The sequence below is a fragment of the Microbacterium sp. ZW T5_56 genome (assembly GCF_044987425.1).
Classification (GTDB): domain Bacteria; phylum Actinomycetota; class Actinomycetes; order Actinomycetales; family Microbacteriaceae; genus Microbacterium.
Genome location: NZ_JBJDRI010000003.1, coordinates 1 through 24,540 on the forward strand (window position 1 = coordinate 1; position 24,540 = coordinate 24,540).

The 24,540-nt window shown below is 66.1% G+C and carries 18 protein-coding genes; 12 read left to right on the forward strand and 6 right to left on the reverse strand.

Annotation, left to right across the window (positions count from 1 at the left end; translation table 11 throughout):
- Both ACI3KU_RS02200 and ACI3KU_RS02205 read left to right on the forward strand, forming a co-directional pair.
- Positions 1-1,217 (forward strand): VaFE repeat-containing surface-anchored protein (locus ACI3KU_RS02200; protein ID WP_404920649.1); only part of this gene is annotated, 1,217 nt, incomplete at its 5' end.
- A gap of 540 nt (positions 1,218-1,757) precedes the next feature.
- Positions 1,758-2,942 (forward strand): hypothetical protein, encoded by a 1,185-nt coding sequence (locus ACI3KU_RS02205; protein ID WP_404920650.1) that lies wholly within the window; start codon positions 1,758-1,760, stop codon positions 2,940-2,942.
- A gap of 302 nt (positions 2,943-3,244) precedes the next feature.
- On the opposite strand, the gene ACI3KU_RS02210 is transcribed toward ACI3KU_RS02205, so the two are convergent.
- Positions 3,245-3,688, reverse strand: coding sequence for a cyclase (locus ACI3KU_RS02210; protein ID WP_404920651.1), 444 nt, complete (start codon positions 3,686-3,688; stop codon positions 3,245-3,247).
- A gap of 203 nt (positions 3,689-3,891) precedes the next feature.
- Here ACI3KU_RS02210 and ACI3KU_RS02215 point away from each other — a divergent pair, with 203 nt between their 5' ends.
- Positions 3,892-6,753: a PIG-L family deacetylase gene (locus ACI3KU_RS02215; RefSeq protein WP_404920652.1), complete on the forward strand. Its 2,862-nt coding sequence runs from the start codon at positions 3,892-3,894 to the stop codon at positions 6,751-6,753.
- 48 nt (positions 6,754-6,801) lie between these two features.
- Here the strand turns inward: ACI3KU_RS02215 and ACI3KU_RS02220 are convergent, their stop codons facing one another.
- Positions 6,802-7,593, reverse strand: coding sequence for an ABC transporter permease (locus ACI3KU_RS02220; RefSeq protein WP_404920653.1), 792 nt, complete (start codon positions 7,591-7,593; stop codon positions 6,802-6,804).
- Positions 7,590-8,468 carry an ABC transporter ATP-binding protein gene (locus tag ACI3KU_RS02225; protein WP_404920654.1) on the reverse strand — a complete coding sequence of 293 codons (879 nt, stop codon included), beginning with the start codon at positions 8,466-8,468 and terminating at the stop codon, positions 7,590-7,592. The genes ACI3KU_RS02220 and ACI3KU_RS02225 overlap by 4 nt, the downstream gene beginning before the upstream one ends.
- A 103-nt stretch (positions 8,469-8,571) precedes the next feature.
- Here ACI3KU_RS02225 and ACI3KU_RS02230 point away from each other — a divergent pair, with 103 nt between their 5' ends.
- Positions 8,572-9,522 carry a TetR/AcrR family transcriptional regulator gene (locus ACI3KU_RS02230; RefSeq protein ID WP_404920655.1) on the forward strand — a complete coding sequence of 317 codons (951 nt, stop codon included), beginning with the start codon at positions 8,572-8,574 and terminating at the stop codon, positions 9,520-9,522.
- Between the two features lie 309 nt (positions 9,523-9,831).
- Here ACI3KU_RS02230 and ACI3KU_RS02235 read toward each other — a convergent pair whose 3' ends face one another.
- Positions 9,832-10,488 carry a response regulator gene (locus ACI3KU_RS02235; RefSeq protein ID WP_404920656.1) on the reverse strand — a complete coding sequence of 219 codons (657 nt, stop codon included), beginning with the start codon at positions 10,486-10,488 and terminating at the stop codon, positions 9,832-9,834.
- A 370-nt stretch (positions 10,489-10,858) separates the two neighbouring features.
- On the opposite strand from ACI3KU_RS02235, the gene ACI3KU_RS02240 reads away from it, so the two are divergent.
- From ACI3KU_RS02240 to ACI3KU_RS02275, 8 genes are all read left to right on the forward strand, one after another.
- Positions 10,859-11,929, forward strand: a complete 1,071-nt coding sequence (locus tag ACI3KU_RS02240) for a sensor histidine kinase (RefSeq protein ID WP_404920657.1) — start codon at positions 10,859-10,861, stop codon at positions 11,927-11,929.
- Between the two features lie 218 nt (positions 11,930-12,147).
- Positions 12,148-12,327, forward strand: coding sequence for a plantaricin C family lantibiotic (locus ACI3KU_RS02245; RefSeq protein ID WP_404920658.1), 180 nt, complete (start codon positions 12,148-12,150; stop codon positions 12,325-12,327).
- 52 nt (positions 12,328-12,379) lie between these two features.
- On the forward strand, positions 12,380-15,277 hold the full coding sequence (gene lanM / locus ACI3KU_RS02250) for a type 2 lanthipeptide synthetase LanM (RefSeq protein ID WP_404920659.1): 2,898 nt from the start codon (positions 12,380-12,382) through the stop codon (positions 15,275-15,277).
- A gap of 2 nt (positions 15,278-15,279) precedes the next feature.
- Entirely contained in the window at positions 15,280-15,471 is a 192-nt protein-coding gene (locus tag ACI3KU_RS02255; protein ID WP_404920660.1) for a class II lanthipeptide, LchA2/BrtA2 family, read from the forward strand.
- 57 nt (positions 15,472-15,528) lie between these two features.
- Positions 15,529-18,270, forward strand: coding sequence for a DUF4135 domain-containing protein (locus tag ACI3KU_RS02260; protein WP_404920661.1), 2,742 nt, complete (start codon positions 15,529-15,531; stop codon positions 18,268-18,270).
- Positions 18,267-20,450, forward strand: a complete 2,184-nt coding sequence (locus ACI3KU_RS02265; protein ID WP_404920662.1) for a peptidase domain-containing ABC transporter — start codon at positions 18,267-18,269, stop codon at positions 20,448-20,450. The genes ACI3KU_RS02260 and ACI3KU_RS02265 overlap by 4 nt, the downstream gene beginning before the upstream one ends.
- Positions 20,447-21,352 carry an ATP-binding cassette domain-containing protein gene (locus ACI3KU_RS02270; protein ID WP_404920663.1) on the forward strand — a complete coding sequence of 302 codons (906 nt, stop codon included), beginning with the start codon at positions 20,447-20,449 and terminating at the stop codon, positions 21,350-21,352. Before ACI3KU_RS02265 ends, ACI3KU_RS02270 begins: the two co-directional genes overlap by 4 nt.
- Positions 21,349-22,137 (forward strand): hypothetical protein, encoded by a 789-nt coding sequence (locus ACI3KU_RS02275; protein WP_404920664.1) that lies wholly within the window; start codon positions 21,349-21,351, stop codon positions 22,135-22,137. The genes ACI3KU_RS02270 and ACI3KU_RS02275 overlap by 4 nt, the downstream gene beginning before the upstream one ends.
- 363 nt (positions 22,138-22,500) lie before the next feature.
- Here ACI3KU_RS02275 and ACI3KU_RS02280 read toward each other — a convergent pair whose 3' ends face one another.
- Together ACI3KU_RS02280 and ACI3KU_RS02285 are read right to left on the reverse strand one after the other, a co-directional pair.
- Entirely contained in the window at positions 22,501-23,310 is an 810-nt protein-coding gene (locus ACI3KU_RS02280; RefSeq protein ID WP_404920665.1) for an SDR family NAD(P)-dependent oxidoreductase, read from the reverse strand.
- Positions 23,307-24,536 carry a glycoside hydrolase family 1 protein gene (locus ACI3KU_RS02285; RefSeq protein ID WP_404920666.1) on the reverse strand — a complete coding sequence of 410 codons (1,230 nt, stop codon included), beginning with the start codon at positions 24,534-24,536 and terminating at the stop codon, positions 23,307-23,309. Before ACI3KU_RS02285 ends, ACI3KU_RS02280 begins: the two co-directional genes overlap by 4 nt.
- Positions 24,537-24,540 lie beyond the last annotated feature (4 nt).

Sequence of the window (24,540 nt, forward strand, 5' to 3'; positions counted from 1 at the left end):
AGTACACCGTGACCGGTGAGCTGATGCTCAAGGGTGACGGCACCGCGACGGGAATCACCGGCACGACCACGTTCACCCCGACCGCGGCGGACGGCACCACAACGGTGACGTTCACGGTTCCGGTTGGCTTCGGTGGCGAGGTGCTTGTGGCCTACGAGACGCTGTTCGAGTCTGCTGACATGGGCACGCCGATCGCTGAGCATAAGGACATCAACGACGCGGCTCAGACCGTGACGGTTGACACGCCTCCGACGGTGGAGGAGCCGGCGATCGGCACGTCCCTCGTGGACTCTGCCGATAGCGACCATGTGCTCGGTTGGAATGGTGGCACGGTGATCGACACGATCGCGTACCAGAACCTCACGCCCGGTACTGAGTACACCGTGACCGGTGAGCTGATGCTCAAGGGTGACGGCACCGCGACGGGAATCACCGGCACGACCACGTTCACCCCGACCGCGGCGGACGGCACCACAACGGTGACGTTCACGGTTCCGGTTGGCTTCGGTGGCGAGGTGCTTGTGGCCTACGAGACGCTGTTCGAGTCCTCTGACCTGAGCACGCCGATCGCTGAGCACAAGGACATCAACGACGCGGCTCAGACCGTGACGGTTGACACGCCTCCGACGGTGGAGGAGCCGGCGATCGGCACGTCCCTCGTGGACTCTGCCGATAGCGACCACGTATTGCCCGTTGCGGGTGGTGCGGTGGTTGACACCGTGGCGTACCGGAACCTGACGGTGGGCACGGAGTACACGATCACGGGTGAGCTGATGCTGAAGGGCACCGGCTCTGCGACGGGAATCACCGGCACCGTGACGTTTACGCCGTTGACGGCTGATGGTTCGGTGGAGGTTGTGTTCACGGTTCCTGCCGGGTTTGCTGGTGAGGCTCTGGTGGCGTACGAGAGGCTGTTCGAGTCTGCGGATCTGACCACTCCGGTGGCGGTGCACGAGGACATCAACGACGCGGCTCAGACCGTGACGGTGGAGCAGCCGACGACCACCCCGACCCCGACTCCGACGGCCACCCCGACTCCCACGACGACGCCGAGCACGCCGGGTATTCCGACCGTGCCGGTGAAGCCGACGGGTCCGACGGGTCTGCCGACCACGGGTATGAACGTGGGTCCGGCGCCGCTGATCGGTGCGGTTGCTCTGCTGGGTATCGGTGCGTTCATCCTGATCGCACGACGCCGGGCGAACAGCCAGCGCTAACCGACACAAGACATGACGGGCGTGCTCCTCTCGAAAGGAGCACGCCCGTCATTGTTGTGCTGGACGATAAGAACCGTCCGTGGGTGATCCACCTCAGCGCTGTCGGAGCCTACGTGAGCTTGCGTAGACCAGCGAGCGTGGCGAGGTCGATCAGACCACTGAGCTCGGCATCGTCGACCGGGCCGGTCTCGACATAGGTGATGCTCATCGCCCCACGATACTGATCAGTTCGAGAACGCCAGGCTGACGTTGGTGCCGAAGCACTCTGTTGCTGGGGGCGTCACAGGCATACAGTGTGGTCCAGCTGTTTCACAGGTCGCATAAGGGGTGTGTGATCGCTGGGGAGAAGAAGGCAGCATGGGATCACTGCTGGAGCGTCTCCGCGCGAGGTTGACTCGGGCGGAGCGTCGCATAAGCGGCAATCGTGGACGTGGGGTCGGGTTGATCGGAGTTGCCGCGATCATTGGCATCGTGGCGACGCTGTCGTCGACAAGCGCAGCGATGGCAGCGTCGGAGCCGTCGTCGAAGGTCTGGGTCGAAATGAGCGCCTTGCCCGCGACGGGAACGGTCGTACAGTCGATGGACTTCATTCAGTATTCGATCAACATCTTCAACGGCGACGAGGTCGACGGGGCGGTGGATTACACCGTCGTTTTGTCGGACGTCATCGATGACGCGTCGCTGTCGATGCCGATCACCGCCCCCGTTCCGTCTCTTGCCATCTCGACCAGCGATGACGGCAAGGTCCGTATCACGGGAACGGCCGCGCCGCGCCATATCACCACGGTTGTCATCAACGTCGGTGTGAACTCGGACGACGAGCGAGGCAACAGCGTCTTGCGGGCACTTGTCGCACGCGCCGACGCCGTGAACCCGCAGTGTGGAGACGCTGGTGTCGCTTGTACGGAGTACATCGCGGGGGCGGTGCAATCTGAGATCACGGTCGATCCGCCTTCGGGCTCGACCGTGAATGCCGGAGGTGAGGCGACGTACACCGTGACATTCCGCAACACGGGAGCGGTCCCCGGAAAGGTGAATTCTGACGTAGTGCTGACGGGTGTATTGGACGACGGGGACGTCACCGAGCTTCCCCACGCGTCGTCAGATGTGCTTGCTGTGTCGGGAATCATCGAGCAATCGTTCGAGGGCCTCGACCAGCGGGTCTACATCACGGGGATGCTGCCGCCCGGTGAGACGGTGACTGTGCAGTTCCGGGTGGCAGCGAAACCTGACGGAGAACGCGGCGATGATCGTCTGGACGCATTCGTCGTCTCGAGATACTCAATGCCGTCCACGCCGTGCGATGGAGAGTCGCGTTGGCCCTGCACAGTGACGTACGTCGAAGCGACGCCGACGCCGACGCCGACCCCGACGCCGACGCCGACCCCGACCCCGTCCGCCACGCCCACGCCTACGCCGTCCGCCACGCCCACGCCGACCCCGTCCGCCACGCCGACCCCGTCCGCCACGCCTACGCCGACCGCCACCGCCTCTCCGGAGCCGACCGCCACAGTCTCGCCGGAGCCGACCGTGACGTCGCCAGCAGTGACGTCATCCGCGACGCCCAGCGCACCGAGAACCTCGGTTGCGGCATCGTTCTCGGTGAACTTGCCTCGAACCGGTGCCGAAGTTGGCTTGGCGCCGGTCGCGGGTGCGCTCGCCCTGCTGGCCATGGGCACGGTGATTCTGATCGCTAGTCGGAGGGTGAACAACCAGCGCCAGTGACGTGCGCTGAGTGGCGGCACGTCAGCGGCCCGCTCGTGGCGGTGCCTCAGCGGGCTCGGCTGATCCTTGTCGCGAGGAGCGCGGCCGCTGTTGCGGCTGCGAGCAGGGTGATGACCTGCCAGCCTCCGGAGACGTCAAAGCCGACGTCTCCGGGCGACTCATGATCAATGCCATGAGCCCAGCGGCGTACGCCGAACTGCTCACGACCCCCGACATGGCAGCCATCAACCGCCCCGTCACAGCCTGACCCGCAGCCGTCGACACTCTCCTGGAAAGGAACAGCAAGCGAGACGACGCGCGGCTCACCGCACCGCGTGCAGCAGAGTGGCGTTGCGGCTGCGGATGAGACGGCGGAGGTACGGGACCAGCACCAGGCGTTCCGCGAGGATCCCGAACACGGGTGACGCGAGAGTGATCGTGTCGGTCATCCGGCAGCCGTCCGCGGTGTCCTCGAACAGGTGCTCGTGCACGAAGGAGCGGAACGGACCCGCTGCCTGCTGATCCACGAACCGGTGGGGTTCGTCGAGGGCTGTGATCTGAGAGGTCATCCGGAACCAGATCCCGAAGTGGCGTGCCCGCCAGGTGACCGTTTCGCCCAGTCCGATGCGCCCCGAGCGCACGCCGGCGATCGCGGTCTCCCCGGAATCGCGCATCGACTCGAGGTGCAGATCGATGTCCAGCGACGCCGCGAACATCGTGCGTGCGGGTACCGGACACTCGGTGACGAGCGTGAAGGCGGAGACCATTCATCTATTCTGCGGGGCCGGTGATGCGATGTTCGCGGCGCGGAGCGAGGACTTATTTTCCGGCGTTGACGAACGTGGGTGCCGCCGATGGAATGGAAGCGGCCCCGATATTTTCCGAAGGAACGAAAGTCGGAGGGTCTTTCTCGCAGCCACTACGAGGGCGCCACATTGTCGTGCGCCCAGACGGAAGGATGGTCACGTCCATGGAGGTCAATGCTTCCCCCGGAGCAACGGATTCGCCGGGAGTCTCACCCAGCGACTCACCGCAGCGGCGGGGCGTCACCCGGCGCACGGTGCTGATGTCGGTCGGTGCGATCGGAATCGCGGGTGCCGCCTTCGGGCTCGGCACCTTTGTCGGCCGCACGCCGGCGTCGGCCGGGAGCACGCTCACGCCGGAGGAGGCCGCGCTGGCAGCGCCGGGCGGTGCTCACAAGCTCAACGTGCTGTTTATCGGCGCCCACCCCGACGACGAGGCAGGCAACCTCGGTGTCTTCGGCCAGTGGAACGAGTTCCACGGCATGCAGATCGGCGTCATCACGGTGACCCGCGGTGAGGGTGGCGGAAACGCGGTCGGTCTGGAAGAGGGGCCGCCGCTGGGTCTCATGCGCGAGGCCGAGGAACGCAAGGCCGTCGGCTTCGCGGGTGTCGACCGTGTGTTCAATCTCGACGGGCTCGACTTCTACTACACCGCCAGTGCGCCGCTCTCGCGTGACGTCTGGGGCGGCGACGCCGTGCTCGCGCGCATCGTCCGCGTGGTGCGGGCCACGCGACCGGATGTGATCGTCACGATGAACCCGTCCGCCGTCGAAGGCAACCACGGCAACCACCAGCAGGCCGCGATGTTCGCGGTGGAGGCGTACCTCGCCGCCGGTGATGAGAAGCGCTTCCCCGAACACCTTGAGGAGGGCTTCGCGCTCTGGCAGCCGCGGCGCATCCTGCGCGCCGGTGCCAGCGGGAAGGGTGAGAACGGACCCGAGGGGGTTGCGAGCGGATACCAACCGCAGGTGGCATCGGACGTGGTGTTCGGCTGCTGGAACGGCACCCGCAGCGAGCGGCATGCGCGTCCGTGGTCGGAGATGCTCGACAACGCGAAGTGGGCTTATGTGACACAGGGCTGGGCGGAGATGTCTGCGAGCCCCACGGACCCGGCGGAGATTCCCACCTCCTGGTTCACAGTGATCCACTCCCGGTCGCCGATCGTGGATCCCGCCTCCGGCGGTGACGCCGCACTGCGCGGTGCCGCGCTGCCCATCGAGGGTGGGCTCCCGCTCGGCACGCTGATCGACGTGCGCCCGAAGCGGTTCGAGGCGGTAGCCGGTGAGCCGCTGGAGGTCGAGGTCATCGTGACGGCCTCCTCACATCTGGGAGTGGATGCGAGCGAACTCGAACTGTCGGTGCCGGCGGGATGGACCGCATCGAAGCCCGCGTCGGTGCCCGCGCTGAAGCCGGGCGAGGCTCACACGACCGCGTTCACCGTCACCGCGGGCGATGACGAACCCGGTACTCAGGTGCGCGTCGAGGCCACATTGACAACGAACTCGGCGTCGGGGATGTCCTTCGCGCAGGTGCGAGCCGCCGGCGCGGTAGAGGCGACAATCGAACCGCTGGAGGAGATCCGCAGCTTCCGCGAGTGGACGGCCGCCCTCGGGATGAAGCATCTCGATGTTCTGGTTCCCGAGCTGTTCGCCGTGGGGCAAGGGCGCACGCGCGAGCTCGCCGTGACAGTGGAGAACTTCTCCGACGCGCCGCAGTCGGGGACAGTGCGTCTCACCCTCCCGGGCGGGTTCACCGCCCAGCCGGACGAGCAGAAGTTCGCCGAGGTGCCGGCCGGGAAGACCGGGTCCGTCCTGTTCGAGGTGCGCAACGACGATCTCGCGATCCCCACGGCGAACCGCGCCGAGAACAAGGGGGAGTGGCCGGTCACGGTCACCGCCACGAGCGGTGCCGGGGCGGCGGAACGGGCGGTCACGATGAACCTCGTCCCCACTTATGTTGTCACGCGCACCAGCACGCCGCCCACCATCGACGGCGTGCGGCACGACGGAGAGTACCCCGGAGAACCCCTCGTGATCGACACCGTCTGGGACGGTAAGCCCCTGGGCGGCACGACGCCATCCATCAGCGCGCTGACGTGGATCACGCACGATGACGCCAACTTCTATCTGTTCATCGCGGTGAAAGACGACGTGCGCGGCACGATCCTGCCCGCCAGTGACAACAAGCGGCAGCGGCGAACCGACTCCGTGGAGATCTACGTCGATCCGCGCGGCACGGCACCGAACACGGCGCATACCTTCATCGGCGGCATCATGCCGTCCATGGACTCCTTCACCGGTGCCCCCGGTGTCGGACGTGACCGTGACAACTGGCAGGGCGAGGCGAAGGTCACGGCGCCCGGAATGGAGGTCGCCGTGGTCGAGGCGACTGATGCCGCCTCGTACACCGGGTACGACCTGGAGGTGAAGATCCCGTTCGCCGTGCTGCCCGACAACCTCGACCCCCAGCATGTCGGGTTCAACATCGTCGTGAACGACTCCGACACGCAGAACAAGGCGGCACAGAATCGTGTCGGATGGTCGACATTCCCCGGAATGCGGGCCGACCCGTGGCGCTGGGGCATCGTTACCCTCGACGGCATCGACGATGCGGGTGCCCAACCGAAGGAGCCCACCCTGCCCGATACGGCCGCTCGCTCGGTGGAGTCGCCGCAGTCGATCCTGCAGTCGGCGATCGACGGCGTGCCGCTCGGCGGATTCCCCTCCGGCTCGAACCCGCTGCGGATCCTGGCTTCCTCGGTGGCGCTCGGAATCGTCACCGCGGAGGTCGACGTTCCGGCGTCAGGGACGGCGCGGATGTTCCTGTGGGATGGAACGCAGTCGGTGGGCGAGGCCAAGACCGAGGTGGCCGCCGGTCGGACCACGCTGTCGTTCAAGGCGCGCACCGCGGCGACTGGCACCCCGGACAGTCTGACGGGCACCGCCGCGTCGCCGGTGATCCTGATCTCGCTGGATGCGAAGGACGCGGTCTACGCCACGCGTGCTCCGCTCGGAGGTCCATCGATCTGAGTGGGGCGCGGGGGTCGCGGATCGATGATCCGCGACCCCCGTCGTGCGTCAGCGGCGCGGGAACCGCCACGCCACAATCACTCCGCCGACGATGACGATGCCCACGCACCACACGATCGCCCACAGGGGCTGCAGTCCGGGATCGGTGCCCAACAGCAGCGCGCGAATAGCGTCCACGATGGGAGTCACCGGCTGTGCTGCGGCGACCGGAGCGAGCCAGGACGGCAGGGAGTCGATCGGAACAAACGCGTTGGACAGGTACGGCAGGAACAGCACCGCGAAGCCGTATCCGTTGGCGGCTTCCGGGCTGGAGGCGAGCAGCCCGATCGCGGCGAACACCACGGTGACCGCGATGATCCAGGCCAGCACGATCCCCACGACGCCGAGCCATTCCGCGGGCCCCGCGGAGGGCCGGAATCCCAGCAGGAATCCCACGCCCAGCACGACGAGCGTGGCGACCAGGTTCCGCAGGACGCTCGCGACCACGTGGCCGACCAGACACGCGGCCGCGACGGTTGGAAGCGTGCGGAAGCGCTGCATCGCACCGCCCGTGACATCGCGATTCACGGAGACAGCCACCGAGGCGGCGCCGTATCCGGAGCACAGCACGATGATCCCGGGGATCACGAAGTCCAGGTAGCCGCCGCTGGGATCGATCGCGCCGCCGAACACGTACGTGAACATCAGCATCAACATCACCGGCAGGGCGATGGCGAGCACCAGGCCCTCGCCGTCGCGCAGGCTGTGGCGCAGGCTCCTGCCCACGAAGACCGCGCTCGCGGACAGTGGGCCGCTGCCCGGATGAGCGGACCGAACTCGGTCCAAGGTGATCGCGGTCATGCTGCCACCGCCTCGGGCCGCTGATCGGTCAGCGCGAGGAACGCGTCGTCGAGTGTGGGACGACGAACGTCCACGCGGAGCGCCCGCTCCTCGGGAGTCAGCCCGGCCAGCGCAGCAGCCAGACCGCCGGCCGTGGCTGTCGCGGACAGGGTGCGAACGGTCCGTCCGGCATCATCAACGAGTGTCACGGTCTCCTCACCCACGCGTGCCAGAAGCTCGGTGACCGTGCCGTCGGCAACAATCCCGCCGTTCGCGATGATCGCCACGCGGTCGGCCAACTGCTCGGCCTCGTCCAGCATCTGCGTGGTCATGAGTACGGTGCAGCCCTCGGCGGCGAGGGACGCGACATCGTCCCAGATCTGTGCGCGACTGGCGGGGTCGAGACCGGTGGTCGGCTCGTCGAGGAACAGCACAGCGGGGGTGCGCATGAGCGAGGCCGCAAGGTCCACGCGTCGCCGCATTCCGCCGGAGAAGTCCGCGACGCGCCGATCCGCCGCGGCGGACAGGTCGAACCGATCGAGCATCGCCACGGCGCGCTCCTGCGCCTGGCTGCGCCCGAGTCCCAGCAGGCGACCGATCATGCCGAGGTTCTCGCGCGCGGTGAGCTGATCATCCACGGACGCGTACTGACCGGTTGCACCGATCATCCGACGCACCTGTGCCGCCTCACGAACGACGTCGTGTCCGCAGACGCGGGCTGTGCCGGAGTCCGGGCGAAGCAACGTAGTCAGGATCGAGACCAGTGTCGTCTTGCCGGCGCCGTTCGGCCCGAGCAGGGCGAAGATGCCTCCCGTGATGTCCAGGTCCAGGTCGGCGAGCACGGTGTGCTCGCCGAAGCTCTTGCGAAGTCGACGGACTTCGATGATCGCCGTCATGGCTCCTCCTTCTGTGTTTGTTGTAAACAGTATGCACAATAAACAGTAATATGAACGAAGAGTCAAGTCTCCGCGTCGAATACCGTGGGGAGTGGAGGTGGAGATGACGGATTCGGAGATCTCGCGCACGCTGGCACTCGCGTGGGGGCTGGCGGCCGCTCCGCAGCGCGGTCCCAAGCGCGAACTGTCGCTGGAGCGCATCGTGGAGGCGGCGGTGACGATCGCCGATGCCGAGGGGCTGGCCGCCGTCACCATGCAGCGCGTGGCGCAGAGGTTCGACTTCACGACCATGGCGCTGTACCGCTATGTCGCCACCAAGGACGAGCTGTACCGGCTGATGCTCGACGCCGCGATCATGCCACGGGACACAGCCGTCGAAGCGGACGACTGGAGGGCCGGGTTGCGGACCTTCCTGTTCGAGCTGCTCGACGCGTATCGCGCTCACCCCTGGATGCTGGAGACCCCGCTGTCTCCGGAGATCCACCTGATGCCCGGTCAGCTCCAGGTGGCCGATCGAGGACTCCGGGCGATGCGCCGACTTCCCGCGCCTGATGATGCGAAGCTGGCCGTGCTCATGCTGCTGTCCGCCTTCGCGCGTGGGCATGCCGCGGTCGAGCGAGAGGTGCTGCACGGGGAACCGGTGCCCGCCGAAACGCGGGCGCTGCTCGTGGAGGCGGCCACGGCCGCGCGGTTCCCGGATGCGGTGGCTTTCGTGCGGAGCGGGGTGTATTTCGGTGATCCGGAACCCGGTTCGCCCGAGAGCGCGATCGCCGAGTTTCGCGAGTTCGCGGCCGGCGCGCTGCTGGCGGGATTGGACACGTTCTTCGGCGCAGCGGGCGACGAGGATTCTCCAACACCGACGGCTCCGCTGAATGCGCAGGAGGCACTCGCGGTGGCCGAGGCGGAACTGCACGCTGCCACGCTGCTGCGCAAGGCGGCTCAACAGCGGGTGCGCGACGCGGAGCGTGCGGAGAACGCGGCCCGGAAGGAGCGGGATCGGGCGAAGGAACTCGCGAAGGCGGATCAGAAGCTGCGCGCCCGCGACGCGGGCTGAGCGCAAGCCTCGTACGGCTCCGGCCGGTTGAACCCAACATTCGCCTCCGAACACCGCCGCAGCGGCGTGCCGCCGACGAGGACCAGCAGTGCGAGGACACCGCCCGGCATCAGCAGCGACTCGCTACCCGTCGTGGGGAGTTTGCCGGGCGAGCTGGGCGCGGACGACGGAGTTACGATCGGGATGACTGGCGCGACGGTCGGAACCTTCGTGCTGGCCTCGTTCGACTCGACCGGGTGGGTGGGGCTTTCGGCACGGGCGACGGCCGTGTTGTCGATGTCCTTGCCCGTGGGGTCTGCAGCAGTGCCGCTATTGGAAACTGATGAGGCCTGCCCGCGCCGCCCGGATGAGCACTTGCACTCGGTCCCTCGCGCCCCACTTCATCATGATGCTGGACAGCTGGGCTTTGATTGTTCCTTCAGAAACGTGCAGTGCGAGGGCGATCTCCTGATTCGATTTGCCGAGCCCTAGCTCGCGTACGACGTCTGCTTCACGGCCAGAGAGCTCCTCAGCCGAGGTGAGCTGCACAACCGGCTGTCTGGCCGCCTGGACGGAATTGACCAGGAGCTCCGTGATGCTCGCGGAGAGCATCGCTGCGCCGCCGAGAACACTACGCGCGGCCGCGATAATGTCCTCAGGCTCGGCATCTTTCAGCAGGTAGCCCGAGGCGCCAGCGCGCAGGGCCGGAAGGACTCGTTCAATCGTGCCGAACGTGGTCACAGCCAGGACGCGCACATCGGGCCAGTCCGTCGTGATCCGCGCCATCGCCTCAACGCCGTCCATGACGGGCATCTGGAGATCCATCACCACGACGTCGGGATGCTCCCGTGCAACCGCCTCCACGGCTTCCGCCCCGTTGCTCGCCTCGCCGATCACTTCCATATCGCTCGGGCTCGACAGGAAGGTGACGAGCGCGCGTCTGACCAGTGCGTCGTCGTCGACCACCAGGATCCGGATATTGCTCACACCCACAGCATAGAATTGCCGCGACGAGGGCACATCGACGAATGGCCAGATGATTGGCCGAAAGTCGGAAGGGTCGCGGTCTCCGATGCGAGAAGATCGCGAGATCCCCACAGGGGTTCGACAGAAGACGGGAACGACCATGCTCACGACGCTTACATCTCTCCTTGCTCAGTACTTCGCACTCGACGGCGGTCTCGGGGACCTCTGCAAGTTCCTCGGGTTGTGTCCCTGAGCGCCCTGCCTGACATCAGCGCCTGAGGTGCGCTTGAATGTGGGCATGTCGAAAGGCGAACGAACAGAAGACCTGACGGCTTTCCGGCTCGGTCCCCTGAGTCGCGGCGTGCGGCTCAGCCGCTCAGAGCGTATTGCGTTGATCGCAGTCGTTGTCGGTTTGCTCATCTACGACATTGTGCGACCGTTCTGGGCGACGGAGACGAACGCGGCGTCGGCCATCTTCGAAGGGGGCATTACAGCAGCCTGTCTGTTGTTCGTGCGGTGGCCGCGAGTCGCTGCGCTCGCGGTGTTGGCACTGGTCCCGATCGGCCTCGCGGTCCATGCCGCACAGGTGACGGCGATGACGTTGTCCATCGTCGTCGGTCTGGTCATTCGTACGGGATCGGGCGGAATGATCGCAGTGTTCGCACTTGGCATGCTCGTCACGTTCGGCCTCGCGAGCGCTGAGCTCGCGGCGGTCGATCCCGCGGCGCTCGGCACCGTATTGCTCATCACCGCAGCCTGCAGCGCTGTCGGGATGGTCTCCCGGCTCGCATTCGCGAGGGAAAGACGTTTGCGCTCTTCCCTGCGTGACCGCGATCTGGCACGACTTGAGGTGCGCAAGACGGAGCGTCAGCGCATCGCAGACGATCTGCACGACGTTATCGGCCATGACCTCACCGTCATCGCCATGCATGCCCGCGCCGTCGAGTACGCCCGGGACGACGAGACGCGCGCGGCGTCGATCGTAGCGATTGGAGATGCGGCTCGTAAGGCGTTGACAGACCTTCGTCGGGTCGTCGGCACCACCGAACTGAGGGATGCCGACGAGTTGGCGAGTCCGGCGGGGCTGCCCGGCGCGATCGCCGACGCCAGCCGCGAACTGTTGGCCGTCGGGATGCCCCTTTCTGTCACCGGCGACCCGACCGACCCGCGCATTTCTCGCCTCATCTCCGGCGCCCTCGCTCGTGTGCTCCGCGAGAGCACGACGAACGTGCTCAAACACGGATCTCCCGGTCCCGTGGACCTACACATCGACTGTGCGGATCAGACGGTGACGATGACGGTTACCAGCCGGATGCGCCTGAACCACGACCTCGCTCCGCTGCCTTCCGGCGGGTACGGCACCGTTCGCATGCAGGAGCGAGCAGAGCAGCTGGGTGGCACTTTCCGTTCCGGCCGGGACGGCGATACCTGGTGCACCTCAGTCGAGCTGCCGCTCGCCTGAGCCGTTCCCCGCCTTACCCGCTTGGACACTCTGTCGTCAGCGTCCGTCCGGCGACAGGCGCTCGGCGACGAAAGTCCATCGGCTCTTCCCGAACGTCCACGTCCTCGGACGTTCGTCGCTTTCTTCCTTCTCGGGGGTGTTCGTACCTTCATCCGGAGATGGTTCCGTACGCAGCGCCGAAGGGGTGCGCGGGGACCGAGAGTGAAGGAGAAGAACGCATGTCACAGACGACTGTCTCTCTCGTCGAAGAAATCGCGGAGCAGGATCAGACGCGAGTCAGCGGCGGACAGGGTTGGACCACAACCGTGACCAGTTTGGGCTGTTACGGCCTGAGCTGGGCTCTGGGAAACAACGGTGAGTTCTGCACCGCCACCGTGGAGTGTCAGACCAACTGCTGATTGGTGACCGGCGCGCACCCGTGCGCGCCGGTTCCGAACTGGAACGAGAGTCATGAACAGAACAGTCGTGGATGCGATTTCCCCTGACATGATCGCGCTCGCGCTGCCCCGAGCAACAGATGCCGAACGGGCACAAGCCCTCACCGTGGCGCAGGCGATTCTGGTCGAGATGGATCCTTCGCTCAGTCCCACTGATCTTGCGGCAATGCGCGCAGGCCTCAGCGATGACCCGATCATCGACCTCGGGATGGCCGTGACCCACGTCGTCCGTGCCATCGCCGATATCGAGGGGATCGCGGCGTTGGAGATCGTGGCCGGCCAGCGCGCCGTCATGGACGCCGTCCTCGGCCATCTGCGCTTTGAAGCAGCAGACGTACTGGGAAGAGTGCTGGTTTCGCACTCGTTGTCGGACGCCCTGACCGCGCATCCCCGCGCCTTCGCGATTGCGGCCAACCGGATTCGATGCGCGGAGTCAGCGATCCGAGAGATGCTTCTCCGCGTGGCAGCCGATCGCCCGATGCTTTCCGACATCGCCCCTGATTTCGATCCTGACAGTGCCATCGCCGGACTGCATCTCGGTGCGGGGGACACTCACGCTGACGGTCGCGCCGTCGCGATCATCGCGTTCACGGATGGGACGCACATCGTCTACAAACCGCGATCTCTCGCGTGTGATGTGGGATTCGCTCATCTCATCCGGTGGATGAACGAGCGGCTGGGGACAGGTCTCCATGCGGCTCGAACCATCGACCGCGGTACCTACGGCTATGCCGAGTTCATTCGGACCTCCGAGCACAGTCAGCAGCCCGAGGCGGATTGCGAGGCGATCGGACGACTGCTTGCACTTCTGCATGCCCTGCGCGCTTGCGACATGCATTACGAGAACATCATTCTCAGTGAGCGTGGACCGATCGTGGTCGACGCGGAGACTCTTCTCACCCCGATCGTGGACGCCGCGTCCGACTACGCAGCGGGGTCCGCTTCACGTGCGGCTGCGGTCCGCATTGCTGATTCTGTGTTGGGTATCGGGTTGTTGCCGACCCTCATCGGTGATCCGGCCGCCGCGCGGGGATTCGACGTCGGATTCCTCGGATACCGCGCCGGCCAGCGAAGTCCCTATCGCGCCGTCACGGTCTCGCCTGGCGTGGGGACATCGCTCCAGTTCGGAACGGCATCGACCGCGGCTCCGACTCGAGCTTTGGACGATCTTCCAACGCATCGGCAGCGAGACGGCGTGCGTCGGGGCTTCGACCGACTGGCGCGAGCCATCGCCGCAGACTCGGATTCCTTCCTGCGCGCTGTCGGACGGTATCTCTCGCGAACGACCGTCCGTGTCGTCCCGGCTCCCACCGTGACATACCGGCAGCTTCTGACGATGTCTTACCACCCGGATGCTCTCGCGGACCCACATCTTCGAGCGGCCGTGCTGGCTCGCGTCGTCCTTCGGGACGGCCGACCAGGCTCAGGGGAACTCTCCGTCGCGGAAGCGCGGCAACTCGCGCGGGGAGACATTCCCGTATTCACCTGCGCGGTCGAGGATAGCGTCCTCGTCACCCACGTCGCAGGCGAACGGCTGGCGATTCCGTTCGGCGGTCGTTCTCCCCTGCACCACGTGCGCGAGTACGTCCCCCGAATGAACGAGGATCGGGGGCGACAACTGCGGTTCATCGATCTTGCGTTCGTCAGTTCGCTGGACAAGGACGACGATCGCACCACCCCCGGTGAGGTGGCACACAAAGACCCGCTGGACTCGACACGCCACCGATTGGCGCGACTTGCCGACGAGATGATACGCGGTACCACGTCGCGGTTTCCTGCGACGTGGATCGATCCCAGCGTCACTGTGCCTGATCAATCGCAGTGGCGCCCTGGAAGCCTGGGGTACGACGTGTACGGGGGTGCACCGGGAATAGCACTCGTCCTTGCGGCAGGATCCGTGGTCTTCGGCGATGAGGGCTTTGCCGAGTCGGCGGCCGCCGTACTGCGGCCCTTGTCAGACCAGCTGACCAGAGGGGCGTTGGGGGGCGTCGACCCAGCGGCCGGCGGGCTGACCGGTGCGGGGAGCACCGTCTATTCGCTCGCACTTGCCTCTCGATACCTCGGCGCCGACAGACTTCCGGTGGATCGTGAAGCCATGTTGTCGTTGCTTGTCCGCGCGGCCGAGGACCCGCGTCAATCATGGGACTTCGTCGGAGGCATCGCGGGTGCGTTGGCCGCAGCGGTGGCAGTCGCAGATGAAGAACGCGCTGGCTCAGCGATCGAACGCCTTTCGGAACGCGCGCTCCGGGCTATCGACGACGTCGCGTGGGACCAGGCATACACGGGCTATGCGCACGGGGCTGCAGGTGCGGCGATCGTTCTCTTGCGTGCCAGCACCGTGTGCAATGACGAGCGTCTGCGACGGCGGGGGGTCGAGATGCTCGACCGAGTACGCGAGACGATCCGTGGCGGCAGGGTTCCCCGCACCTTCGTCGCGGAAGACCGGCAGGAATCCGTGGCATGGTGCCACGGAGCAACCGGAGTGATGTTGGCCCTGCTCCAGGCGCGTGAGGTGGACCGCGCCCTCGCTGACGAGAGCGAAGTGCAGTCTCTGGCGCAACATGTCTGTGAACGAGGTTTCGGCAACAACCCGACGCTGTGCCATGGCGATGCCGGCTCTCTCGACGTGCTCACCAGCGTCGTGGGTCAGCTACCGACCCTGTCGATCAAGGGCACGCCATTGATCGATCAGATGGCCTCGCTCACCGCCCTGGTCTCGCGATCCGCGGAGAACGCGCGCAGGCAGCGACGGAATCGCTATGGCTTCGTCAACTCCGTGATGGTGGGCGCCGCAGGCACCGCATGGGCGGTCATGCGCGCAGGCCATCCCTCGATCATGCCGAGCTTGCTCGGGCTCGCCGACCTCCCGCCCAAGAGGGCTGTGGAGCACAAGAAGAAGAAAGCAGGTTGATCATGTCGAACGTGCTCACCGCTCGCACCGGCTTCATCGCCGAAGACGAGCTGGTCCAGATGTCTGCACAGGAGCAGAGCGTCGAAGCAGGAGGTACGACGACCGTTCCGTGTGGAGTCATCGGACTCACGATCGCAGCGTCGGCAGCCCTCCCGGGATTCTGCCCGACCGGAGCGTGCACCAGTCGATGCTGACCCGTGTGGGCACCTCGTAGCGACGGGGTGCCCACACGGCACAGGGAAGGAACGAGGATGACTCTGATCGATCCGAGCGCTCCGCCGCACCCGCGGGAGGCAACCATCCTGGCTGCAGCGACGAGCCATCTGGCCGGACGGTTCCCGGGATTTCACGCTGATCTGCTGGAGCAGTCGGAGAAGAACCTGCGGTCAGTCTTCGCCCGCACCAGCGCGCCGGATATCGTTGACGTGGACGGTGTCATCGGTCAGCATCTGCACGATCTCGTCGATGCGCTCGACGCGCTGAGCATTCGCACTCTCATCACCACGTTCGTGACGGAGCACGACGCCGCAGGAACCACGTACGAAGAGCACGAGGCGCATGTCTCGACTTCGGCGGGGCGTCAGTCGATACTCGACGCGTACCCGGAGCTCTCCCGTCTGCGCACGCTCCTCGTCGAGCGCAGGGAACGCGCGCTCGACGAGTGCCTCGAAAGCCTGCGCGCCATACCGCACGCACAGCGGACTGCTCTGGGGCTGGCGCGTGTACGTCGAATCGAGCACAGCGGCAGCGACACTCATCGCAGCGGTCGGGGCGTGCTGTTCGTCGACACCGACGGCGGTCGGGTGGTGTTCAAGCCGAGCGCCTCTGAGGCATCCGACTTCTTCCTCCAGGTACGAGAGGTCCTGGATCTCGACGGAGACCTGCTTGGTCCTCTTGTGCCTGAGGTGCTGGCGCGAACGAATGCCGGGACCTGGTATCGCCTGGCTCGTCAGTCCACCTTCGATTCGAACAGCGCGCACGTGTACTTTCGACGGTTCGGTGCGCTCACCGCGCTCGCTGCCGCTCTGGGCGTGACAGATCTTCACCACGAGAATGTGCTGGCCACGCGCGACGGGCCGATGGTGGTCGATGTCGAGACATTTACGAGTATCGTCCCCGACGAGCTTCCCGGCACAGCGCATCAAGTGCTCATGCGGTCTCTGCAACACAGCCCGTTGCGCTCGATGCTGCTGCCGTTTCGTTTCCTGGGCGCGTCCTTCAACCTCGATATTTCGGCACTCGGATCAGGCAAACGTGGCCGCGTCCTGATCGTGCGCGGCACACGCGTCTCGGGTGCGGGAACCGAAGACATCGGATTCGAAGAAGGTGACGTGGAGCTGGCGATCGGGCATGCGGTGAGCGACGCGATCGGCAACAGGTTCGACCCTCGCGACCATCGAGCGGCGCTCATGGAGGGATACTCGCGGATGCGGGCGGTGATTGCTGAGCGGCGACGAGAACTGTGCGCCGTCATCGCACGGTCCGCGCCCGCTGCTGTTCGTGTGGTGCCGCGCCCCACTCGGGTGTATGCGCGCTTTCTTGAGGCATCTACGCACCCTCACTACCTGAGCGACACGGCAGACCGTCGAAGTCTCCTGCAGCGGCTGGGACCTTGCGTCCTCCCTCTCGATTCACCTGAGCAAGAGCGGCTTCTCGACGCGGATGTCGATGCGCTCATCGACCTGGACATCCCTTATTTCTCCGCGACACATCGGGGTGACCTCATGGCGGATGATGGCAGTTTCCTCCGGCAGATCGCCCGCGTACGCAGCCCGATGTCGTCGATGACCATCCACCTGAAACGGTGGTTGGAGAGGCCGTTGGCCGTCGATCTGGCAGAGATCGACCTCGCACTGGAGACGTCAACGGATGACGTCTGGGTAGGCGAGCATCGCACACGGCGACGTTCGGCTCGATTCCCCGCACGCGCGATCCCCGCCGCTGAACACCACGTCGTGGGCAGCGACGGGAGAAGCTGGCTGACGGCGGTCGGTATCGGCGATGGGCTGCGCATGGCGCCCGTGACGCTGGCGCTCTACGAGGGAGGCGGGACCATGGTCTCCGCCGTGCATCAGAGCGACCGAACCATCCCAGAGGTGATGACCGCTGTGCCCGCGGCTGTGCGCCATCTGCCAAGCACGGGACTGGAGACACCAGCGTTGGCGTCGGCGTTCATCGGCGCTGTCTCCGAAGAGGCCACCCTGTGGGATCTGCATCGCGCGGGCGTCGAGGTGGCGCCGCGGAAGCTTCCTGTCGCGGCTATCCCGCCGATCGCTCGCGCTGACCTCGCCGGCTTCGACTTCCTCGGCGGCTTCGGCAGCTACCTCGCAGCCCTCGCGCGATATCCATCGGAAGCGATCGATCCCACGCAGTTGCGAAGTTGCATGCACCAGTTCCTCGACGCACACGAAGACGGGCTGCTCGACCAGCGGGATCCCGGGCTGGCACACGGCATGGCAGGCTACATCAGCGCGCTCGCCGCCGCAGACCGCCTCCTCGGCGGTGATGAACGGCTCCGGGCGGTGATCGGCCGACTTGTGCTGGCGATCACTCCTCGCGCTGGCACTGTGCTGGACCCCGGTGCTGCTCATAGCTGGTGCAAAGGGTATCCAGGTGTGCTCGTCGCGCTCGCGGACGCTCTGCGGTGTACCGATAGACCGGATGTAGCACTCGAGAGCATCCAGCAAGTACGACGCCGTCTGTGGAAGCGTCGTACGGATGGGCCCGCGGACATCAGCATCTGTCACGGCCTCGGGGGAGAGGCAATCGCGCTTCGCTCAGTCGCGGACGCACTCGACGACACCGGTCTGCATGAAGCAGCCGAAGAGTCGTTCGCGCTGGGACGCGTCGCGATTCATAGTGGTCAATGGCGCACCGGGCTTTTCGGAGCACCCCGGCACAGCTCCTTCATGCTGGGAACCGGCGGGTGGGGCGCTGTGGAGGCTGTCATGGCGGGTGCTGTGCCCGTACTCATGCTGGGCGTGATCCGATGAGCACCGAGACGTCGCGCATCAGACGGAACCGGACTCCCCTCGTATCTCAGTTCCTGCAGACCGAATGCGGGCTCTGCTGCTGCGCCATGATGCTGGCCGCGCACGGCTCGCCGCGCCAGATCGGCCCACTGCGCGCGGAGACGGCAACCGGCCGAGACGGGTTGTCGATGGCGGACCTGTCGCGCATTCTCACAGAGCGGGGAATGCGCGTGCGGGTCTATCGCGCCGGCGTGGGCGCAGCGTCTTCGGTGCCGCTCCCCGCGATCGCCTATTGGGACGCGCAACACATGGTCGTGCTTGACAAGGTCAAGCGGGGGCGCTGGTATGTACTGGATCCTGCCGCAGGCAGGCGGACCCTCACCCGGGACGAATTCGCGTCCCACTTCTCCGGAGTCATCCTCACTTCGCAGCCCGGTCCCGGATACCTGCGCAGAGTCGGGCCTCGGGGTCGTACATGGCTCGTGCTCCTCAAGATGATGAGTCAGTCGCGCGCGGCGGTGGCAGGCGTACTCGCCTTGTCTGCGATGCTCTATGCACTCACGCTCGCTTTGCCGCTGGCCACCGAGAGGATCATCGACACGACCATGCGCGATACGCATGCATCGTCGATCGTCGTCGGGCTGTGCATGGGCGTGGCCGCATATCTCATGCTCTCCGTCGCACGTTCGTGGGTGACGAGCCGTATCGTCTCGCGCCTCGGCATGAAACTCACCTCTTCCGTGTTTGGCACCCTCCTCACTCTCCCTTTCTCGTTCTTCGGGACGCGCTCACGGGGGGAGCTGATGTATCGGCTGTCGTCGCTCACGGTGGTCCGCGACACGCTGTCGGGCCACCTCACCTCATTGATTCTCGATACCGGAACGCTCGCCGTCATCCTCGTGTTCGCTTTCTCACGATCGTGGAGCCTGGCGGTCATGGTGGTCGGGTTGCTGCTGATCATGGCGCTTGCCACATTGCTCGGCTCTCGGGCTACTCGCCGACTGACAGAGCGCGAGATCTCGGCCAACGCGGTTTCCACGGGCATGCAGATGGAGGCCGTTGCGTCGATCGATGTGCTTCGTGTGGGCGGGGTGACGGATTCCTTCCTCGACGGATGGCAAAAGGAGTTCGAGAGGGCGATCTCCGCCATGCGACGTCGGATGAACGTTCAGGGGGCGGTGGCCGCTGTAACAGGTGCCGTCCAGCTGTTCGGACCGTTCCTCCTGCTGCTCTACGGCATCTCCCTCGCGGACAACTCAGCGGCCTCGCTCGGCACGGTGATCGCCATGCAGACGCTGACCGCAACAGGACTGGGGGCCGTGCAGTCGCTCAGCATGACGACGATGCAGCTGTCACAAGTGAGCATGTATGTCTCGCGGGTGTCAGACATTCTGGAACACCCGCGAGACGATGTGTTCGGGGACGCCACGGTGCGCTTGGAGGGCTCGGTCACCCTCGAAAACGTCACATTCGCCTATCCGGGTTCGCAAACTCCCGCCGTTTCCGAGATCACGTTGTCGGTGGCTTCGGGGGAAAAAGTCGCGATCGTCGGGCGAACCGGCTCAGGGAAGTCCACAATCGCCCAGCTCATGCTCGGCTTGCATCGACCTGACTCAGGTGCCATTCGCATCGACGGGCGTGACCTCTCGGAGATCTCCGCTGAATCGCTGCATGACATCGTCGCGTGGGTGCCGCAGGAGGTGAAGCTGAGCAACCGCTCGATCGCCGAGAACATCGACTTCGGCGCGGCGTCCGTGCGGATGGAACAGGTCGAATTGGCCGCCGCCGCAGCTGCGCTCGACAAGGATGTCGACCGCATGCCGCTCGGATACCACACCCTTGTGACGGAAACCGGCAGCGGCCTCTCCGGCGGGCAGCGTCAGCGGATAGCGCTCGCACGAGCACTGATGCGAAATCCGCGCCTGCTGGTCTTGGACGAAGCCACGAGTGCTCTCGACACGGTGAGCGAAGCAAAGGTATCGGCCGCCCTCGAAGCAATCGCGTGCACACAGGTGATCATCGCCCACCGTCTGTCGACCATCGCCCGTGCCGACCGCGTGGTCGTCATCGATGATGGGCGGATCGTACAGCAGGGGTCGCATGACGAACTCATCGCCGTTGCAGGGCCCTATCAGGATCTGGTGCGAGCACAGGTGGACGTTCATGTTGACGCAGTAGCGCACAGAAGGGATCCCGCATGAAAGAAGCGTCGGTAGTTCAGGTGCATCACGCGACGAAGAGGTTCGGAGCCGTCACGGCGGTGAGCGGCGTCTCTTTCGAGGCCGTCGCGGGGCGGGTCACGGGGCTCCTCGGTCCCAATGGATCGGGGAAGACGACCACCCTCCGGATACTCCTCGGTCTGCAACGTGCCGAGGTCGGGTACGCCCACATCCTGGGGCGGCCCATCGCGGATCTTGATCGCCCCGGAACGATCATCGGTGCGTCCATTGACAACGCGGGATTTGCTCCGGGGCGAACGTGCCGCAATCATCTGCGGATGATCGCCCCGTTGGTGCGGGCGGACGACAAACGGGTTGATGAGGTGCTCGAGATGGTGGGACTCGCCGAGCAGTCGCGTCGTCCCGTGCGAGGCTTCTCCCTCGGAATGCGGCAGCGGCTCGCGCTCGCGGCGGCGCTGCTGGGCTCGCCGCGCGTACTCGTTCTTGATGAGCCCGCAAACGGGCTGGACCCCATCGGGATCACCTGGTTGCGCAACACCATGACCGCCCTCGCCGCTGCTGGTACTGGGGTGCTGGTCTCGAGCCATATGCTGGCCGAGCTGGACCGGGTGGTGGAGGACGTGGTGCTGCTCCATCATGGTCGCGTCGTGTTCGCAGGAGAACGGGACGACTTGATCGTCGATCGCACGGCCGTCGCGATTGCGGAGGGGCCTCGTCGCCGCGCGATCGAGGCGCTGCTTACTCGAGTCGCCGCTGTACAGCCGTTGCCTGACGGACGCACCTGGGTGGCCGCGAGCCCTCGAGAGGTAGCGCGCGCTCTCCGAGATCATGGAATCGACCATGGTGAAGCTGTGGTGTCGCCGGCGGATCTCGAAGCAGCGTTCATGGCTCGGACGACCACCAGCATGGCGGTGGCGCAATGAGATTCGCTGCCATCCTCAGGACGGAGACTCGCAAGTTCCTCAGCCTCAAACTGTGGTGGTTGGCGGGAGGGATCGTCCCGCTCGCGGCCTTGGCTGCTACTGCCGCACTCCTGTTCGTCGTCGGACTTTCCTCCCGTTCGCCGATGAATCTCGACTCGCCCGACCATCTCCTCGCGGCTGCCAACCTCCTGGGGTCAGTGGGTTACGTGGTTCCGCTCGGCGTGGGAGTCCTCATCTACACGTCCGATGTCGCCCATCGGACTCTTGCCGTCACATTGATCGGAGAGCCGTCACGCACCCGTATCTACGCATCGAAGGTAATCGTGGCGGCTGGTTATGGCGCGGCGCTCGGCGTCCTCACCGCAGTGGGCGGTGCGGTTGGCACGTCGGCCGGACTTCGCGTGAGCGGAAGCGCATCTTCGGGGGACGTCTTCATTGATTCGCGGGTGTTTCTCATCACCGTCACGTTCTCCCTATGGGCTGTCTTGGGGGTGGGCCTCGGTTCGCTCATACGTTCGTCGCTCATCGCAATCGTCGGCGCTCTCGCGGTGACCCAGTTGCTCGAGCCGCTGGCCCGGCTCGCGCTTTCGACGCTGGGATATCAGTGGGCAGTGCAGGTGCTGCCCGGTGCCGCCAACGATGCCGCGATCGGCGGATCCCTTGTCAATCTGGCCATGGGGGGCGCCCCGGCGTCCGTATCAGCGGGCATGGCAGTGCTTGCCTGCTACGCCGTTCTCGCCGTCGCGGCCGGGGCCGTGCGATCGGCACGGTTCGAGGTGGCGTAGAGACTAGACGTTTGTCTAGATGACTGACCGAAGGTTCGATCTGCTACCAGGGGTGAGTTCGTATGGTCGAAGCATCCCGGAAGGAGACAGAATGTCCGCCAAATTCTCACGAGCGCAGCTGACCGTGGCGATATGCGCCGCTGCTGCACTCATCCTGGGGCTGGCCGTCGCTCCGATCATGGCGCCTGGTAGTATTCCGGCGACCGTGGTCCCGGTCGCGATCGCGGTGTTCTTGGGTTGGCAAGCAATGCATATGCGGAACAGACAGCAACGAGAGCAGGATCAACGCCGGCGATGATCGCTGAACCGAGCAGATGACGACGCCCGCGCCCTGACGGACGCGGGCTTCGTGATTTGTTTCGGTCAGGCTGTGTGGCCGGCGTCGGCGAGGAGCGTGCTGCCGGTCATCACGAGCGACAGATCGCTGGCGCAGAACAGCACCACGCGCGCGATGTCGTCGGGGGTGCCATGGCGTCCGATGAGCTTCGGCTGCATGATGCTCAGCGGATCCATGCCCGTGGGCAGTGCTGCTGCTGCTGCTGCGGCGAGGTTGCCCTCGGTGGGCACGAACGACGGCGCGACACCGAGCACCCGGATGCCGCGGGGTGCCAGTTCGATCGCGAGCTGCTTCGTGAGTCCGCGGGCGGCGTGCTTCGAGCCGACGTAGGCGGCCAGCCCCGGAGCGGTGCCCTCGAACCCTGCCGTGGACACGATGTTGATGATCACACCGCCGTCCACCATTCGACGCGCCGATTCGCGCGCGCCCAGGAAGACGCCGCGGGCGTTGACGGCGAAGACGTCATCCCACTGTTCGGCCGTCATGTCGGTGATCGGAATGCTGGGAAAGACGCCCGCGTTGTTGACCCAGACGTCCAGGCCTCCCCACTCCGCCATGACGTCATCGGCGCCCGCCGAGATGCTCGCGACGGATGCGACGTCCATGCCCACACCGAGCGTGGGGACGCCGTGGGCGGCGGCGATCCGATCCGCGGCCTCGCGGGCACGCGAGAGATCGAGATCGGCGACCGCCACCGCGGCGCCCGCCTCCGCCAGACGCAGAGCGATCGCGTAGCCGAGTCCCTGAGCCGCGCCCGTCACCAGAGCGCGGCGACCGCGCAGCGACAGCAGGTCGGAGAGGGGAGCATCCGAGACATCCGCGAACGGGAACGTCATGCGTCCACCTCCTCGACCACGCCGTTGCGTCGCGCCACCTCTCCCAGCCACGCGAGGCTGGGCTTCGGCGTGCGCGCGAAGGTCTCACGGTCAACGGCGATGAGGCCGAACGTGGGCTCCCAGTGGCCCCACTCGAAGTTGTCCAGCAGCGACCAGTGCAGGTAGCCGCGCACGTCGATGCCCTCCGCCATGACAGCCTGCAGCCCGCGCAGCGCCTCGTCGGTGTAGCGGATGCGCTGCGTGTCATCGGCCGTGGCGATGCCGTTCTCGGTGACCAGGACGGGAACGCCGAGCGTGGTCTCCCAGGCATGGGAGACGGCCATCGCGAGCGCGTCGGGGCGGAACGCCGTGCCCACGAGCGTGTTGTCGGGATGCGGCGCGTGCGGGACGAGACCCTTCGCGTCGACCTCCTGGCTGGAGTACGCCTGCACGCCCACGAAGTCGTCGCCGCGGCTGCCCTCCCAGTACACGTCCTCCTTGCCGTAGCGGATCTCGCGCAGCTTCTCCTCGCCGCCCGGTGCGGCCGTGAGCGCGCCCGCCGCGATCGTCCAGCCCACCTTCGCGCTGGTGCGAGCGCGGAGAATGTCGCGCGCGGCGCGGTGGATCGCCGTGAACGTGCGCCCGATCTCCGGGTCCGCGTAGGTCAGGAACTCGCTGTGCGACTGCTGCTCACCGTCACCCTCGACGGTGGGGCTCTGCCACTGGCCGCCCGCGGCCTGCTGCATCCGACGCATCGCCGTCATGATCGCGGCCTGCATGTTCGGCTCGTTCATCGTGACGACCCACTCGACGCCGTCGAGGATGGTGGTGGTCTCGGTGACGTAGCGCGAGAACAACTCGGAGGCATCGGGTGCCAGCCACCCGCCGCGCTCGGCGAACCACTGGGGCGTGGTGAAGTGCTGCAGCGTGACCACGGGGGTGACGCCTCGGGTCAGGCACGCGTCGATCACGCGTCGGTAGTGCGCCAGCTCGGCGCGCGAGAACCGACCGGGTACCGGCTCGATGCGCGACCACTCCAGGCTGAAGCGGTAGGAGGCGAGTCCCGCTTCTGCGAGCAGCGCGATGTCCTCGTCGTAGCGGTGGTAGCTGTCACAGGCGTCTCCGGAGGGTTCCATCCCGGGCATGGTGAGCTCGCGAGCCCACCAGTCGCTGTTGACGTTGTTGCCTTCGATCTGGTGGCCTGCCGTGGCGGCGCCCCAGAGGAAGCCGTCGGGGAAAGTGGTCATCTGT